Raw genomic sequence first — 16,037 nt, 5'->3', positions numbered from 1 at the left:
AACAGTGACACTCGTTTTTAGTCTCGCCGTCCAGTTCGCAAACGCTTGATTCCAGGAAGACGGAGCGGGCACGGTCGCCTTGACGCCGGCTAGCATTTCGTACGCCCTGTTGCGCGCAGTAGGTTCACCACACCCTTTTGCTCTCAGTTGCTGGACGGTGGCAGCTGGTTCGGTTCTTCATGGTCGCGAGCAATTTTCCTTACTTCGCCACCCAAACGCATGGGTTAGACCGCCTCTGGAAGCGACTGCACCGGAAGCGCATTCATCGTTCACTTGTCGTGAGCGGGCGCCCCCGTAGAGGCGCCCGCGTGGTCGTGTTGCGCGCGGTCAGCTACTGGCTCGGGTGGTTCGGCAACTTCCTGAGCTGCTCCATGACCTGGTCGAGGTTGTAGCTGGCCGGATCCTGCATCGGCGGGAACGTCTTGTAGGTCTCGAGCTCTGCGAGCCACAGCGCCTGGCCGATGGGCAGCAGGTTCCAGTCGTATATGTAACCCGTGACTGGTCCGGCGAGCGCACCGCTGAACCAGAAAGCCGCCTTTTTCTCATCGCCCCATCCCATCTCGAATGGATCGCGCTTGAGATTTACCATGCCGGCCGCGAACATCGTCTGGACTCCCGGGTTCACGAAGCCAGTCGCGGTTTCGGGCGCGATCGCGAAATACATCTTCCAATTCTTGTAGCGCACCGCCGACGGGTGCGCGCTGGAATAGTAGAAGAAGACGTCGCGCGCGGACTTCTCGGTCTTTCCCTCCAGATAGTCGCGCTGATTGAAGCCGTCGAGCGTGGTCTTGACGATGCCCGGGTAGCTGCCGGCCTCGATTTGCGCCTTGAGGCCGTCGCCCTTGGGGCCGCCGGCGATGTCAACAAACGTGGGCAGCCAGTCGAGCGAGGCGAAGATCTCGTCCTTCACCGTGCCCGGCTTGATGACGCCCGGCCAGCGGATAACGCACGGTGCGCGCATGCCGCCTTCCCAGGTGTTCATCTTTGAGCCCTTGAACGGCGTGACGCCGCCGTCGGGGAAGGTGAAGGTCTCGGCGCCGTTGTCCGTGGTGAAGACCACGATGGTGTTGTCGAGTTGGCCCATCTCCTGCAGCTTCTGCAGCACATAGCCGATATTGTCATCCATCTGCTTCATGCCGGCTTCGTTGACGCCCCAATCCTTGCCGCCGGGCTCGCCGACCATAGCCATGTACTTCTCGTTCAGCACGGTCGTGACGTGCATGCGCGCCGGGTTGTACCAGACGAAGAACGGCTTGTTGGTCTTCTTGGGATCGTTGCGGTCGAGGAAGTCGATGACCTTGGCCGAAATTTCCTCGTCCACCCCCTTCGAACGCTCGAGGGTCAGCGGGCCCTGGTCCTGGCAGGTCTGGTTCTTCGCCGTGCCGTCGGAGGACTTGCACCAGATGACCGGACGCGGGGGCGTCAGGCAGGTCTTTGTTTTCGTTACCATCTTCGGATCCACCGCGCCCGGCACTTCCGCAAGACCCGGGATCGGCGTGTTCCTGCAGGGTGGGGCGACGGTCTGCTGGGTCGGGGTCTTGTTAATGTCCGGGAAGCTCACGCCCTGCATCGCATCCAGGTGGTATAGATAGCCCCAGAACTCGTGGAAGCCGTGGGCGGTCGGCAGCGCGTCGGTGTGGTCGCCCAGGTGGTTCTTGCCGAACTCGCCGGTGTTGTAGCCGAGGTCGCGCAGGAACCACGCGATCGTTGGGGTGCCAGGTCGCAGGTAGGTCGGGCTGCCTGGCAGCTGTGGCGGGATCATGCCCGTGCGTAGCGGGTTCATACCGGTGAAGAAGGCATTGCGCCCCGCAGTGCAACTCTGCTCGGCGTAGTAGTGCATGAACTTGGCGCCCTCTTGTCCGATGCGGTCGATGTTGGGCGTCTCGCCGACCATCAGTCCTTGATGGTAGATGCGCGGCTGCATCCATCCGATGTCGTCGCCCATGATGAAGAGGATGTTTGGTTTCTGGGCCGGCTGCTGAGCTGCTGCTGGCGTACTGGCCGGCCCAACCAGCGGCATCATCATCGTCATCATCGTCGCGCCCAGCAGGACAGTGCTTGAACGCTTTAGCCAACCAGGTGTCTTGCGTGGCGGCGTTGCAGTAAAGGGTTGTTTGTCGGGCAATACGGAACTCAACATGGTTACGCTCCCTCTTTATGATGCATCAGAGGCTCATCGCCTGATGCATCGAAAGACAAGATGGCTGGTGGACGCGTCGGCCGACTCCGCACGGCGCGCAGCCAGGCCGCTAGCGTCTGCAGTAGTTCGGCACACACAAATGCGTGCCGCCTTTGATGCCTTCTGTGAAATCTTTGCGTTGGTCGTTCGGGGGTCGTGACTTGCGAGGTACGTTCGAAGCCGCCGGCATTGGTTTTTTGGTGCAGAAAACCACCCTGCCGTTTGCTGACGGCGCAGCGCGGTCCAGGCTTTCCCAAAGCGTAATCGGAAGTAATGGCCGTTCGGTAGAGACGACCTTGATCTAAATCAATGCAACGAGGCGGACATGACAATGTGTCAGTCCTCGCGTCCACCCCTAAGGGATACGACCTAGGGGGAAAAGCGGACACGCCGACGTCGGTGAGGTCGCAATGTAGCACTAGAACGGATTCGATTTTTGCTCACCCAGGAAGCACAGAGCCGATCCTGCGGATGTAGATGCGCAACGCGACAAGATGGGGATAGCGCGAAAAACCCGAAGTTGCGGAGGTCTGCTCAGGGCCACAGGCGGACATGCCCAAACATCGCAATAAGGAGCCACAAACATTCTCAACCGATAATGAAATAGAGAACGTAGAGCGAGTAGCCGATCACAAGGAGGCCCACTACTACTGAAAGCCAGAATAGAAGTTTATCATCTTTCATTGACGATTTACCGGCGGATCAAACCTTTGGCGAGATGGCGAAGCGCAATAGAGCTGATTCCGACGAACAACGGGAGCAGACCGTCAGATCTCCCCGCTTTGGGTCGAAACAAGCCGAATAGCGGCAGGACCTTCTATGTTGACGCTAACATATTCCTGCGCGGCCGAAATGAGACCTTCCACGGCGGATTTATTGTACGAGGAATGCTTCGGATTTAGGTGCAAGCCAGTTTCTACGATCATCACTTGGGTAACCCCGGAGGGCAGAATCTCGACGGCAAGCGATACAAACGATACGTGGGGAGCTTTGAAAGACATTTGAGCTGCTTTCACTGACGTCGAACGTAGGTCGCTCCCCAGCCAAGGCCGAGTGTGGCGGCGACAAGCGAACCGAAGAGGACGCCCAGTTTCGCCGCCCTCAATAATCCTTGATCGGAGAAGGCGAGCATCGAGATGAAGATCGACATTGTAAAACCGATACCAGCCAGCAGGCCGACCAGACAGACGCCACCCCACGTAACTCCAGGAGCAAGGCGGCACCAGCCCAGTCGTACCGCGACCCAAGTCGCACCGACGACGCCAAGCGGTTTCCCAGCGACCAAGGCAAGCGCAGTGCCCATCATCACCAGGTGGCCCCCTGCGGAGAGATCAGTGCCCGTTAAGCTGACGCCGGCATTTGCCAGCGCGAAGATCGGCATGACGCCGTAAGCCACCCACGGATGCATTGCCATCTGCACCCGCGACACCGGCGGCAATATCTCGCGGTGAGCTATGCGAAGGTCTCGCAGCGGTTGCTCTAACAGGTGCGGATCCCTTGCCTTCACCGCATCGCTGCTTCGCAACTGCTTGAGCACTCGCGACACGACTTCCAGTGGCGGCTCCCGCATCGGTATGGCGCGTGCCGGAGTTATCAGCCCGAGCACGACACCTGCAAGAGTTGGATGGATGCCGGCTACCATGAACCCAATCCAAACCAAAGAACCGGGCAGTACGTAAAAGGGCGCAGAACCGATCCCGAACCGCTGACATCCCAAAGCCGCGAGAACGCCAATTGACGCGATGATGAAACCGCCAGGCTGAAGACTTGCGGTGTAGAACAGGGCAATGATCAGTACCGCAATGATGTCGTCGATGATCGCCAGAGCAAGCAAGAACACACGCACATTGACCGGGATCGTTCGTCCAAGCAGCGCGAGCACTCCGACTGCAAAGGCGATGTCTGTCGCGGTTGGCACGGCCCAGCCCTGCCCTCTAGCCGGATCGCTGTTGAGGCTCAGATAGATGAGCGCCGGCACGATGACGCCACCTGTCGCGGCAACCAGCGGCAGAATGGCTTGGTCGAGTCTGCTCAGTGCGCCTTCATGGACCTCGCGCCGAATCTCCATGCCCACGACGAGGAAGAAGACGGTCATAAGTGCGTCGTTGACCCAGAAATGCAACGACCGGGAAAACACGTATTCGCCGACACCGATTGTGAGCGGAAGGTTCCAAAAGGCGTGATAGCTATGAGCGAACGGAGAGTTGGCCCAGATAAGTGCAGCGGCCGCGGCCGCGAGGAGCACGGCACCGCTGACAGCCTCAACATGCAGGAACCTATGTAGGGTGCTGAGGGCCTGTTCCGCCAGCCGCTGGGCTTTCGGCAGATCGTCGAATGAAGAGCTATCGTTCACGGGCGCACGCTTTCCGCGTGGCGGCCCGACCATCGCTTGACCTGTCGCTGTTCAATGCAGCGAGCACCCGAACGCCGTTATACATCGCGATGGCGACAATTCAACCTCGGAGGAGTGATCGGTCACCAATGTCTGTTCTGGGTCAATCGCGTCGATTTGGTTCTCCCGAGACGACTTCCGGTCAGCCCCAGTGAGCGGACATCTTTAGTACCCCTCGCCAGGTCTCAAACGGGCCATCCGGGGAAGTGGCTATATGGCGAGAAACGCGGTGGCGTTCTAAAATGGGCAACGCGCAACAACCCAACGGGTCGCTGACATATTGGCGGAACTTCACAAGATCATCGAAGAGCTTGCATTCCCATACAGGGCGCCAGACGCCTATTGGGCGTTGCTCAATATTGGGACGCAAGCGGCTCCTGCAGTGCGCGCTGGGCTGCGGCATGACAATGCTGATGTTCGCTTGCATTGCTGCAGGTTTCTCGACCGATATCTATCGCCCGACACTCTCGCCGATCTGATGGGTATGCTGAACGATGCCGATGAGCGCGTCAGGTGCTCAGCTTTGCACACGCTAGCATGCGACCGGTGTAAGGAAGGGGCCTGCAAGCCCGAGGAAGGTGAAGTGCTTCCCAAGGCAATAAGATTGCTTGCGCGCGACCCCGATGCGCACGTCCGCGCAATGGCGATAGAAGTGGTCGGACAATTCGTTCACACCAATGCTCTTGCCGCTGCGGCAGTCTCCGCTGCACAGCAAGATGATGAAAATTCAACCGTTCGCAAGAAAGCCGGATGGTATGTGCCGGGAGGTCCGATCTACAGGCGGACCAAGCCGAGGCTTGGTACAATAGGTGCTGAACAGTCTCGCTAAGTCGGCAACGGGTCAAAATGCGAAGCACTCAGCGTGAGCAAATCCAGTCCGTTCCGACCCACTAAGCGGACCTCAAAGAGAGGTGTCGGCACTTCGCATCTCGGCCATGAGTAGACATGCGCCGAGACTGGTTAGGATCAAGAGCTTCCGTCGTTGCCACGGAAGAAATAAACCCTGGTCAAAAAATAGACCAAGCAGAGGAAGAAGCCCTCAAAAAACAGCAGCGTGGCTATGAATAAAATCGGCTCTCCGGATGGAACAATCGTTCTGGTGAAGCCCAGCTTTTCCCAGCCGATTGTCAGGCGTCCGAATAGATATGGATACAGCGCAACCGAGATCGCCCCCGCTGCAAGTCCTGCGATCGCAATCCACTTCTCCCATAGGGGCCGAGCAGCCAATCGCCTGAGATTCTCTGTTCTCATTTTCTGGCGTTCGGCATCGCTCATCAGCAAGACACGGCCGTCAAGAATACCGACGTTGGCCAGCCATCGTTTCCATCGCGACAAAGTTGCGAAGCGCTGAGCTTGGCTTTCTTCGAAGTCTGTTTCGTTCATAGCAGGCTTACGCGCGTGTTTCCTATTGGGCCCAAGGAATAGGGAAGCACTGCATTAGTAGGTACAAGCTTAAAGGGTTCTTCTCCGAAGCGCTCGAATGCCGACGTCCGCTTCGGGTCAAAGTGCGAAGAACTCGGCCTGAGCAAAACTAGTCCGCTTCCACCCACGAAGCGGACCTCAAGATGATTCGCCACTTCGCTGATGGGCCAACAGGCGACATAATCCACAAATAGAGGAAGCCGCCAACTGAGGCAGCCTTACCGTCTATGTCGTGTTGTAGGCCGGTTTGCATATTCCAAGACTATGAGCCTCTTCTTGTGAGGCATAGGATTCATGCGACGCTTTGATCAGACGCTTGCCGACATGAATCTCCCAGACCCAAGGTTTCGGAGGTGGAAATCTGTGACGTAGCTTGATGCGCACCTTGGTTGGACCTTGGCCTGAGCGTCGCTATCCGTCGCGCCCCTTGCCATAGCTCTATGGCGTGACCATCCACTAGCTGCTCCGCGTGGCGAAGCGCGTCTTCGTCATTGTCGCAAACAACATCAACGCGATTGGCAATGTGGCCATCGTCACCGATGACGTAAGCATAGTATCCGAGTGGCATGACCGGCCTACTTCGGCGGCTGTAAACCGAGGGAGCGCAGCCAGTCGCTAATGTGCGAGCCGGTTTCGGCTTGCCACAAACTGCTTTTCGTAACTCGACGGACTTATCTCAAATTGTGGGTCGATTGGCGCGCGTGTGCCGGAGAGCTACCCGCACCGCGCACATATCACGGCCGCGCAGGCCACCAGTTGGGACACGCCGATGAAGCACACCGAAGAACGACCCTATGCTGACCCGGAGGCGGCCGCGCGCAAGCTGGTCGAGCTCGCAGCGAGCGCCGAGGCCGTCCAGGACGGCCGCATCTATATCGAGAGGATCAACGCGCCCTTCTTGTTCAAGCTGATGGGCAGTGGCAGCGAGTTCGGCGCCGGGCTCAAACACGCGATCGAGCGCGGCTGGCTCCAGCTGCACGAGAGCGGGACTTACGTGCGCTTGCTAGGCCCGGGCGGCCTACTCACTCAATAGATCAAGGTAAAGGACAACCAGCCCGAGAGAAGCGCGCAGAAACCAATTCCCACATAAGGCAATGCAAGGCGCAACGGATATTCCCTCCGAGACGCGAATATGCCGCCAATCTTTCATGGCAGTTGGCCGAAGACAACGAATCTGAAGTTGTATCTTCGGGAGGAGAGAGGCAGCCAACTGCCGCGGCCTTAGTTCATCTTGCGCCTGAGCTTCCGAACGATCTCACGAAGCTCAGCGACATAATCCTCAATGATCCGCAGCGCTTCCTCCAAGCGAGACGGCTTGGGCTCTTTGGGCTCGCTCTGTTCCTCAGGCTTTCCCATGAGGCCCAGCGTGTCTGATGGCGGCCAGCGTCTCTTGATCTAAATCAAACCAGGCCAGGCCGCCAACTGAGGCGGCCTCAAATCGTCAGTATTAGCCAAACGATTAGGCCAGCGTTCACGGTGCCTACGGTGACAATGCCTGCCTGAATAAATCGCTCGGTCATGGCGCTCCCTCGCGAATTTGAGGGAAAATTATGCACCAACTAGAAGTGGCGTCTATGCAGATTGTGCCACTCTAAGTCCCGTCACGGACCTTGCGTTCGAGCATGGCCGTCTCGACCTGATCGGCAAGAACCGTAAGATGGCTGGCCAGCCTCTCGAACAAGTCCCGTTTGGCTTTGTCAGTGGCAAGATCACTGATGAGCTTGCACTCGGCCGCGTCGGTCCGCAGCTTTTCCAATTGCGCTTGATAGTCCCGCATAGCACGCCCCGCCGCGCGTACCTTTCCTTTGGGCTGGTTTTACCACAGCCTCAGGCGCCCTGTCAGCGCTCACTTGGCGGCTGCGCGAATTCGCAAATTGGAAAGCACTGGCTCAAAGAGGCCGCCAACTGAGGCGGCCTCACTCTTTGGCTTTGAACTCGCAAACCCTGCGGTTGAGGTGCCATAGCTCTACGTCATGACCATCCACAAGCTGTTCGACCTGTCCCTTTGCCTCCTCGTCGGTATCGCATAGGAGGTCGATCCGCTGTTGAATGTGACCATCGGAGCCTATGAGGTAGGCGTGGTATCCGATCATTTCGGTGGTGCCAAACCCGGCGAGGTCAGCCACTCGCTTATGTGAGCGCCGGTCTCGGCTTGCCGAGCTTTGCGGATCGCCCGCTCCCGCTCGATACCTGGCGGAAGCGATTTGGCTGCCTGACGGAGCCGCTGGGCTTGTTCGGCAAGGCGTTCTTCAAGGGATGTCGTTTGCTTGATGCGGCGTCGGTGCATGGCGCCAGCTCCTGTCCAAAGGGAAGGAGGCGGGAGCGCGTGATGGCGTTCTCATCACCGATAGATGCCAAGGCTGCGCGGTGATGGGATAACCTGGCATGTACGCTACCGGACTTATGGTCAATTTTGATCACCTCGCAAAAATTACCGAAGGCAAATCAGGCCACTCCCCTACATAGGGCGTCTACTCATAAAAGGTCGGATTACCAACGCAGCGGAAGTCGGCAGCCACAATTGCCATTTCAGGCTTGTTCGATCTCCCGCCTGTTGAGGGACGACGTCAAAAGACGGCAATCCAAAAAGTTTCAATCACTGTCAGCCACCGGTGACAGGGGCTCATTAATCCTCCGGGCGCAGCGAATTAGCTCGCTATCCGTCCTCGAAAGGCGCAGCACTGCTCTAGCCATAATGCTCAGCGATGGCCGGATGACCCCGCAATTGCCGCCGTCACCCTTGCCTCGGCAATTTGGGGGCAGCTAGTGAGGCTATCCATGTCGACAGGTTCGATTCCCTTGCCGAACGTGCTTATCGTCGAAGACGAGATGGTCTTACGCATGCGCGCGGTAGACATCGTAGAAGATGCGGGGTTCAATCCCGTCGAAGCCGTCAATGCGGACCAGGCGATCTCTATTCTTGAGTCCCGCTCAGATATCTCCCTACTGTTTACCGATATTCAAATGCCCGGTAGCATCGACGGCTTGACACTCGCCCACGCCGTGCACAACCGCTGGCCAGCGATCAAGATCATCCTGGTTTCCGGTCAAGTGATGCCCACCGATTCGGAAAGGCCGGCGGACAGCCGATTCTTTGCCAAACCGCTCGCTGTCGACCAGATGATCACCGAATTGCAAGCAATGGTAGGTACAGGCGCCCTTTTGATTGTTCCTGACGCAACCGGATTGCCGGCAAACCAATCGCTTCCCGCCGCTCTGCCAACCACCCCGTCGTCGCGTTCCGCACAGGAGGTGGTTTTGTCGGCGGAGAACCACAGCCTTCGGTTATTGCTGGAGCAAGCCGGCATCGATGCGGAAACTCTGCTTGTCCAGGCAGGTATCGATGCCAAGGAGCGAGAGGTCGCCGACAAATTGCAGAAGCTGATTCTTGGCGAACTTCATCATCGCATCAAGAACACCCTTGCCACCGTGAGCGCGATCGCCTCGCAGAGCTTTCGCGCAGCTTCCAGTGTCGAGGACGGCCAAACGGCCATGGAGGGCCGGCTAGGCGCGTTGGGACGAGCCCACGACCTGCTGATGCAGGTGAACTGGGCAAGCGCGAGTCTTACCCAGACTTTCCAGAGTGCCACAGAGCCCTACGACAGCCAGGGAGCCAGGCGCTTCCACTTCAACGGGCCCGATCTGAGGATTACCTCAGGCGCGGTTATAGCGCTCGCTATGACTTTCAACGAATTGTGCACCAATACGACGAAATTCGGCGCTCTCTCTGGCCCGGCCGGTCGCGTTGAAATCGCGTGGACGATAGATGAGTTGAAGCAGAGGCTTTACTTGGTCTGGACCGAAAGCGGAGGTCCCGAGGTCGCGCACCCAACCCGACGAAGCTTTGGCACCCGCATGATGAAATCTCTAGGCCAGCAACTGAACGGCGAGGTGCAACTTGCTTACGAAACATCCGGTTTTAGATACTCGCTGGATGTGCCGCTTGGTTCCGTCGCGGCGCCCGCGTGAAGGAGGTGATCGTCCGCTCTTTGGTACCATTGAGACATGCAGCCTTTACCTTGTCAGGCGGTCTTTGACCATGTGAAGCGTGACGATCACGCCCTCCGCACTCCAATCGCACGAAATCGAGCCGCCAAGCTGGGCCGTCATGCTGCGATTGAGCAGCTTGCTTCCATATCCACCTTCACCAATCGGAGACGCGACGGGCGGGCCGCCGCGCTCGGTCCAGACGACTACCACCTCGGTATCATGCGCGGCGCAGGATATATCCAGTGTGCCGGTTGGTGAGGATAGCGCGCCATACTTCAGTGAATTGGTGGCCAGCTCATGGACAACGAGCGCGAGCGTTGTAGCCGCTTGCTCGCCGACGCCCATGCGGGGGACTGAGACGCGGACGCGACCGCTAAACGCTCCCAAGTCGTCATAAGGCGCAAGCAGTACGGTCAAAAGATCGCCTAACAGCGCCGCTTTTCCACCCTGACCGGGAAGGGGCCGGACAAGATCATGGGCGCGACCTAGCGCCGTCAGCCGATGCGTAAGTTCTTTCGCCATGTCGGCGGTCGTCTTGGCGGACCGCGAAGTGATGGCGGTGAGACCGGATGCAATGGCCAGTAGATTTTTCACCCGGTGGCTCATTTCGCCAGCGAGCAACTCATGGCCTTCCTCAGCTTGCTTGCGTCCCGTCACGTCGATGAAAATTCCGTACATGATGCGACCAACAATGCCCGCGTCATTTCCCTGGCCGCGAGCGGAAATCCACCTGACCTCTTCGCCGACCATGATACGGAAATCAATTTCGTAGGCGCCGATGATCGCGCGGGTAGCAGCAAAAGCAGCTTTTACGCGATCACGGTCGGCCGGATGTACATGTGACGAGAGGTCATCGAACGACACGTATTCGCTCAGGGGCACCCCCCAGAGATCGAAAGCCCTCTCGTCCATTGTGAATCGATTGTTGTCTACGTTCCACGACCAGAGCGCGACGCCCGCCGCCAAGATTGCCAAACGAAGCTGGTCGGCATTCCAAACCGGCAGGCCCGCCTTCTCGGCCGGGTCTTCGGAAACCTTCGGGACTGGGACAACCTCAGCCGAGCCAACACCTTGCGCTTCCACGTTTATTCCTCAGCTCGATGAACTTTGCCTGCTGCAGTGGATTAGATCGGCGACAACGCCGGCCGCAAATGCCTTAGAGGATTTTGGATGACGCTTTGGGAACCAACTCCGCGGCCCCCCAATAGGTTCGAGCAACAGATTGGTTCCTGACACATAAAACGAGGCTGAGAGGCCGTTCCATTAGATGAAAGATTGACCGATGATTTCAGCGGCGAAACGAGCGGTCATTCTTATTGTGGAAGATGACGTGTTGATACGGATGGACGCGGCGCAAATGATTGCAGGAGATGAGTTCGATGTGATCGAAGCGGCCAATGCGGATGAAGCCATTGCTATTCTCGAAACCCGATTAGACATCGCCGTCGTCTTTACCGACATTCAAATGCCCGGCAGTATGGATGGTCTCAAACTGGCTGCCGCGGTCAGAGATCGTTGGCCTCCGATCAAGATCATTACCACTTCCGGCCAAGCCAGAATCGGTTGTGATGATCTGCCAGACGGCGGGTTATTTTTGCCGAAGCCCTACAATGCTGCTCAAATCTTGAAAACGCTTCGTGAATTGACAGTCTAATTGAAGTACCTTTCAGCGGAGCCAACGCAGTCGTTACGACTTCCGGGTTTGGCCCATCGCGGACCTAGGGTGAGGTGCACCAAAGCGCCGCTATCAGAGGCAGAGCGGACCTCATAAGAAGTGCAGCGCAGGTTTATGAATACACGCCCTAGGCCACCGCGCTCGGAAACAGGCGAGCGGCTAATGCACAAATATGAGGTAAAGGAGGGCTGCCGCCAGCAGAACGCCCAAAACCGTATTGGCATTGGGATCCATCTTTGAATCCTCTGCCCGTGGAGACCCCAGCATCGGCCGGGGGGGCGCAATGATGCTGGGGCCTCCGGACAGGCTTCTGTCTCGTGGGACCGAGACCGTCACCGCAGAACACAAGCCGGGCGCAACATAGACGTTCCTAGCCAAGTCTTAAATCTCCCCTGCTTCACACAGCGCGCCGCTCGGCCGCAGGGTCCGGTCTCGTCCGGCACCTGCGGCCCTGCTGCGACGTTCCGCACGATCGGCGTGCATCTGGCGCTACCCCTGCACCGTTGACGTTTGTTGGCCGAGGGGGTTCTGCCGAGCCAGGAACATCGTGGCTTTTGCCAAGTTTTCCCGGCGCCCTCGAGGCTCGTCGAGGGTAACCTCTAGGCCCCGGCTCATCCCCATTTGAGCTGGGGCCCTTTTCTTCCTTGAAAGGGACTGACTGAAGGGGAACGACCAGAGCAGTCGAATATTTGAGTCGTCGTTGGCTCGCTGCCACAGTGGGCGCAGGGCCCCGGCCTAATCCCTTTGTCTCCCCGGCAGCCGGGGCAGTCTCTCGGCCTTGTAGTATCGGAGTAGCGTATGCGTTCCTCGCCCTCGATCGTGCCGGCCGACCGCCTCGACCGCGACATTTATCTGGTGCTTGAAGACTTCGGCGCTCGCGCCGGTTGCGCCTGGCGCGAGACGGATGAGGCTGACACCGACCTCGAGACGATCCTGCAAAATCTCCTGTCCGGCCAGTACGCCTATCCGGTCCGAATTGTATCCTTCAATCCCGTCGAGGGATGGTCGCGAGATGCGACTTCCGACGTCGCCGACGCACTGGCCCAGCGCGCATCTGACACTGACACCGAGGTCTCTTCTGCACTGCAAGCCTTCATCGCCGCCAACGCCACAAGGAGCTTCGACATGCAGCTAGCGCTGCCCTTGCGCGGAATCGCCTGATGTCCAGCGACGAAAAGCCCCTTGCGGCCGGTGCAATGGCTACGACGTGCGCCAACTGTGACGATCTCGGCTGGGTTTGCGAGAACCACCCGGACCGCCCCTGGGAAGGCCCACGCGCCTGCAACTGTGGGGGCGCGGGGGCGCCCTGTCCGGCCTGCAACGCTGCTGGCGATGGGGAAGTGCCGCGTATGCCGGAAGGCTTTCGAGTCGAGGTCGACAAGGACGGCTGGCGGCACTGAGGTGCCTTGTGAGCGGCCCCAAGCGCGTTCGCAGTAGCGCCGAACGGTCGCTGGCGACTTCATCGGCGGGTCCACAAGAGCCGCCTTCGGCGCTCACCCGCCCGATACGCACAGCGCGACCAGTCGTCTGGCCCAGCGCGAACCAGCGACTTGGACGTAAACCGATTGCTCCGTAATCATAGGGGAACGATGCTCTTCACTGCGGCGCGAACCCCGCTGTAAACTGATGCCGGATTGTGAAATCGATTCGCAGGAAGATGGCTAAATCCTCGAAACTTGTCGCCGCGAAGAATGGGCGAGTACTTCTGGTCCGACGACGGCGCGATAAGCGCTGGGCGTTCCCGGGCGGCCGTAAGCGTGCGGGTGAAAGTGAGAGGAAGTGTCTTCGCCGCGAGATCACCGAGGAACTGCCGAAGCTAAAACTTGGGCCAGTGAAGCTCTGGAAAGAGGTAAAGGGAAAAAACCGTCAATCCGGACGACAGATGAGCGACGCGATCTTTGTGGCCAAGAAGGCGTCCGGTCCCCTGAGGATCGGCGATAAGAACGAGATCGACAAAGCGGCTTGGCGCAAGCCGCGCGGCATCAGACTCACGCCCACGTCGCGCTACATCCGGGACAAGTTGTTTCCGAAGTAGATCACGCGCTCGCAACTGCGGCCTCGAACCCAGCGGTCAACCGCGCAACCGTTTAGCGCGGGTCCAGACCTTCTTCAGATATCGTTTTCGGGCTCCCGGTGCACCAACCTTCCCGCCCCAAATGCGAATGAGTTGCCGTGATCGACCGGAAAGCTCGGCGACTTCCTTATAGCTCGCAAGACCATTCTTGAGCATGTAGAGCGCGGCGGCCTTGGTGACATCCTTGGTGCGCATTTGCAGTGCGATCCCGATTGTCGTTTCGGGCCAGATGCTGATGCGTCAATGACTGTAATGCCCTCAGGGGGCGGCTCAAAGTACAACTGGCCACCCACCTTGCATCTTCTCAAAGCTAGTGGTCTGGCTTTTCGCGCACGATCACGCCGGTCTTAGGGTCGGCGTGGAATTCCATCTTCTGTCCGTTCTTGATGCCTTCGCCCTCCCATTGGCCGTCGTCGGCTTCAAGCTTAGTGACCTGCGAATAGCCCGACTCCATGACCTTGGCCTTCACTTGCTCCATCGGCATCCAGTCAGGTCCGGGTTGGTCTGCTCTCGCTGCTGAGCCAATGGCGAGGGAACCGAGAACCAGAATTGTGGCAAGCTTCATTTTGGCCTCCTCTCGATGAAAGGCTTCAACGGGCGCGCTGAATTGATGTTCCTCTGTCGCGCCCGCGGACTTGGTGTCAGATCGACGCAAACGAATGGACTTCCGTTTTGGGCCCCTGGGGACAAGATGGTCGGCTTCGGGTCAAAACCGGCAACGCGGCCCCTTCTTACGGGAAAGACGATCCCTATCTCCGCATCATGCGTACCGCGTTCGAATTCTGCCTGCCGACCGCCGCCAAGGTGGTGCCGGCTGGCCCCGACTGGATCCACGAAATCAAGTATGACGGCTATCGCCTGCGCGTCGAGGGGCAAGACCGTGCGGCTTTTCACCCGCAACGGCCACGACTGGACCAAGCGATACCCCTGGATCGTCGAGGCCGCGCTGAACAACCGCGAGCAGCAATTCGCCATCGACGGCGAGGCCGTGGTGCTCGGCGTCGACGGCGCCTCGGACTTCAACGCCCTGCACTCGCGCAAGCATGATCACGAGGTTCAGCTCTATGCGTTCGACATCCTCGCGCTTGGCGGTGAGGACCTGCGCCAGCTGCCATTGACGATGCGCAAGACCAATTTGGCGCGGCTGCTGCGCGGCCGGCCTGATGGCATATTCGTCGCGCCGTTCGAGGCTGCCGAGATCGGTTCGGATCTATTCGCCGCCGCCTGCCGCATGGGCCTCGAGGGCCTGGTCTCGAAACGCCGCGACCGGCGTTATGGCGCCGGCCGCTCGAAAGACTGGATCAAGGTGAAGAACCGGACCCATCCGGCAATGACGCGAGAATTCTGAGCGTTCGGTCGCGCGCCTCCTGCCCAATCAAGGCCCGGCGGTTCAATTGCCCCTTTCCGTCCATCCCCTTTCTGGGCCCCTCGGTCGGCTGCGGGCAGCGTTCAGTCTATCGGCCTCTGCTTCAGCAGTGGAGTGCGACAAGCCAGACAGAGGCTTCCCGCCTTTTCCGATCGCAGGCACATCTAGTGAAAGATCCAGTACGGTGAACCGGCCGGTTACCGGTCGCTCATACCAAGCAACGTACCGCGCCTTCATTTCGGTCATTCTAGACCCCCTCGGTAGCGGATCGATCCTCGAATAGATCAACGTATCGCGCATGGAGAATCACGTAGCCCTTGGCACCGTCTAAGAGCACCTTGACCTGAGTGGCCGTTGCTCCCTGACCAAGAACGATGCCTTTCTTACCGCTAAGACGCGGTCCAGCCAAAGCAGCAATGACGATCCGTCGACCAGCAAGAAGCTCGTCCTTGGCGGCCATTAGGTCCGCAGATCTCGGCAGGTTACGGTTTGTGCTACGCGGCATGGCTTTAAAATAGCGCAGCACCATTGAGTTAAAAAGCCCGTGTGTCGGGGGACCACGGCTTGCGCGACCTTTTCGATCGGTCAAGCTGGCGAACCGCTAAGCGTGAATGGTGATCGCAATGCGTACTGCAGAACAATTGATGCAACTACCACATGTATTCAATCTTGGTGCACGTGATCAAACCCGCACGGTCTAACAAGCCGCTTATTTGTGCGCGCTGCTCAACAAATCTGCTAACTGCGAGGCGCCAAGCGGCGTTGACTTTCAGCGGGTCCTTGGCGTGACACCTAGATGCCCCCGGCGCTAGCCTCAGGCCATCCATCCGCGGCAGCCCCTGTCGTAAACCGGCAGGGGTTGCTTATTGGTGGTAGGCCCGCCAGTGAACCAGCGGGCCTTTGCCCGGCGGAGTATTTACAGCTCCCACTAGAGTGAAG

Annotated in this window: 16 protein-coding genes; 7 read left to right on the top strand and 9 right to left on the bottom strand. The window is 58.7% G+C overall.

Annotated elements, in window-relative coordinates:
• Positions 1-331: 331 nt before the first annotated feature.
• Together AB7Z56_RS19555 and nhaA are read right to left on the bottom strand one after the other, a co-directional pair.
• Positions 332-2,035, bottom strand: a complete 1,704-nt coding sequence (locus AB7Z56_RS19555) for an arylsulfatase (RefSeq protein ID WP_414643474.1) — start codon at positions 2,033-2,035, stop codon at positions 332-334.
• Positions 2,036-3,191: 1,156 nt separating this feature from the next.
• Positions 3,192-4,532 carry a Na+/H+ antiporter NhaA gene (gene nhaA / locus AB7Z56_RS19550; RefSeq protein WP_283016708.1) on the bottom strand — a complete coding sequence of 447 codons (1,341 nt, stop codon included), beginning with the start codon at positions 4,530-4,532 and terminating at the stop codon, positions 3,192-3,194.
• Positions 4,533-4,953: 421 nt separating this feature from the next.
• On the opposite strand from nhaA, the gene AB7Z56_RS19545 reads away from it, so the two are divergent.
• On the top strand, positions 4,954-5,400 hold the full coding sequence (locus tag AB7Z56_RS19545; RefSeq protein WP_354096959.1) for a HEAT repeat domain-containing protein: 447 nt from the start codon (positions 4,954-4,956) through the stop codon (positions 5,398-5,400).
• A 137-nt stretch (positions 5,401-5,537) separates the two neighbouring features.
• Here AB7Z56_RS19545 and AB7Z56_RS19540 read toward each other — a convergent pair whose 3' ends face one another.
• Positions 5,538-5,954 (bottom strand): hypothetical protein, encoded by a 417-nt coding sequence (locus AB7Z56_RS19540; RefSeq protein ID WP_283016709.1) that lies wholly within the window; start codon positions 5,952-5,954, stop codon positions 5,538-5,540.
• 808 nt (positions 5,955-6,762) lie between these two features.
• Here AB7Z56_RS19540 and AB7Z56_RS19535 point away from each other — a divergent pair.
• The gene (locus tag AB7Z56_RS19535; RefSeq protein WP_283016710.1) at positions 6,763-7,026 is read left to right on the top strand and encodes a hypothetical protein; all 264 of its coding nucleotides are present in this window, start codon (positions 6,763-6,765) and stop codon (positions 7,024-7,026) included.
• A gap of 558 nt (positions 7,027-7,584) precedes the next feature.
• Here the strand turns inward: AB7Z56_RS19535 and AB7Z56_RS19530 are convergent.
• On the bottom strand, positions 7,585-7,770 hold the full coding sequence (locus tag AB7Z56_RS19530) for a hypothetical protein (protein ID WP_028152975.1): 186 nt from the start codon (positions 7,768-7,770) through the stop codon (positions 7,585-7,587).
• Between the two features lie 139 nt (positions 7,771-7,909).
• On the bottom strand, positions 7,910-8,119 hold the full coding sequence (locus tag AB7Z56_RS19525) for a hypothetical protein (protein WP_283016711.1): 210 nt from the start codon (positions 8,117-8,119) through the stop codon (positions 7,910-7,912).
• A 652-nt stretch (positions 8,120-8,771) separates the two neighbouring features.
• Here AB7Z56_RS19525 and AB7Z56_RS19520 point away from each other — a divergent pair.
• A complete protein-coding gene (locus AB7Z56_RS19520) occupies positions 8,772-9,962 on the top strand; it encodes a sensor histidine kinase (protein ID WP_283016712.1) in 1,191 nt (396 codons plus the stop codon).
• A 45-nt stretch (positions 9,963-10,007) separates the two neighbouring features.
• On the opposite strand, the gene AB7Z56_RS19515 is transcribed toward AB7Z56_RS19520, so the two are convergent.
• Positions 10,008-10,988 carry a sensor histidine kinase gene (locus tag AB7Z56_RS19515; RefSeq protein WP_283018883.1) on the bottom strand — a complete coding sequence of 327 codons (981 nt, stop codon included), beginning with the start codon at positions 10,986-10,988 and terminating at the stop codon, positions 10,008-10,010.
• Between the two features lie 277 nt (positions 10,989-11,265).
• On the opposite strand from AB7Z56_RS19515, the gene AB7Z56_RS19510 reads away from it, so the two are divergent.
• The 3 genes from AB7Z56_RS19510 to AB7Z56_RS19500 all read left to right on the top strand — a co-directional run bounded on the left by AB7Z56_RS19510 (position 11,266) and on the right by AB7Z56_RS19500 (position 13,693).
• Positions 11,266-11,637, top strand: a complete 372-nt coding sequence (locus tag AB7Z56_RS19510) for a response regulator (protein ID WP_283016713.1) — start codon at positions 11,266-11,268, stop codon at positions 11,635-11,637.
• A gap of 819 nt (positions 11,638-12,456) precedes the next feature.
• Complete coding sequence (locus tag AB7Z56_RS19505) at positions 12,457-12,819, top strand: hypothetical protein (RefSeq protein WP_135217202.1); 363 nt, start codon at positions 12,457-12,459, stop codon at positions 12,817-12,819.
• A 496-nt stretch (positions 12,820-13,315) separates the two neighbouring features.
• Positions 13,316-13,693: an NUDIX hydrolase gene (locus AB7Z56_RS19500; RefSeq protein ID WP_135217209.1), complete on the top strand. Its 378-nt coding sequence runs from the start codon at positions 13,316-13,318 to the stop codon at positions 13,691-13,693.
• Positions 13,694-13,729: 36 nt separating this feature from the next.
• Here AB7Z56_RS19500 and AB7Z56_RS19495 read toward each other — a convergent pair whose 3' ends face one another.
• Together AB7Z56_RS19495 and AB7Z56_RS19490 are read right to left on the bottom strand one after the other, a co-directional pair.
• The gene (locus AB7Z56_RS19495) at positions 13,730-13,927 is read right to left on the bottom strand and encodes a hypothetical protein (protein WP_135217200.1); all 198 of its coding nucleotides are present in this window, start codon (positions 13,925-13,927) and stop codon (positions 13,730-13,732) included.
• Between the two features lie 115 nt (positions 13,928-14,042).
• Entirely contained in the window at positions 14,043-14,297 is a 255-nt protein-coding gene (locus AB7Z56_RS19490) for a PepSY domain-containing protein (RefSeq protein ID WP_039156949.1), read from the bottom strand.
• Between the two features lie 279 nt (positions 14,298-14,576).
• On the opposite strand from AB7Z56_RS19490, the gene AB7Z56_RS19485 reads away from it, so the two are divergent.
• A complete protein-coding gene (locus AB7Z56_RS19485; RefSeq protein WP_354096937.1) occupies positions 14,577-15,080 on the top strand; it encodes an ATP-dependent DNA ligase in 504 nt (167 codons plus the stop codon).
• A 265-nt stretch (positions 15,081-15,345) separates the two neighbouring features.
• On the opposite strand, the gene AB7Z56_RS19480 is transcribed toward AB7Z56_RS19485, so the two are convergent.
• Positions 15,346-15,558: a hypothetical protein gene (locus AB7Z56_RS19480; protein WP_304494803.1), complete on the bottom strand. Its 213-nt coding sequence runs from the start codon at positions 15,556-15,558 to the stop codon at positions 15,346-15,348.
• Between the last annotated feature and the right edge of the window lie 479 nt (positions 15,559-16,037).

The sequence above is a fragment of the Bradyrhizobium sp. 482_C4_N1_8 genome, assembly GCF_052075965.1.
Lineage (GTDB): Bacteria > Pseudomonadota > Alphaproteobacteria > Rhizobiales > Xanthobacteraceae > Bradyrhizobium > Bradyrhizobium barranii.
The sequence above is the reverse complement of the archived record's forward strand: the minus strand, read 5'-3'. Positions and strand labels throughout refer to the sequence as shown.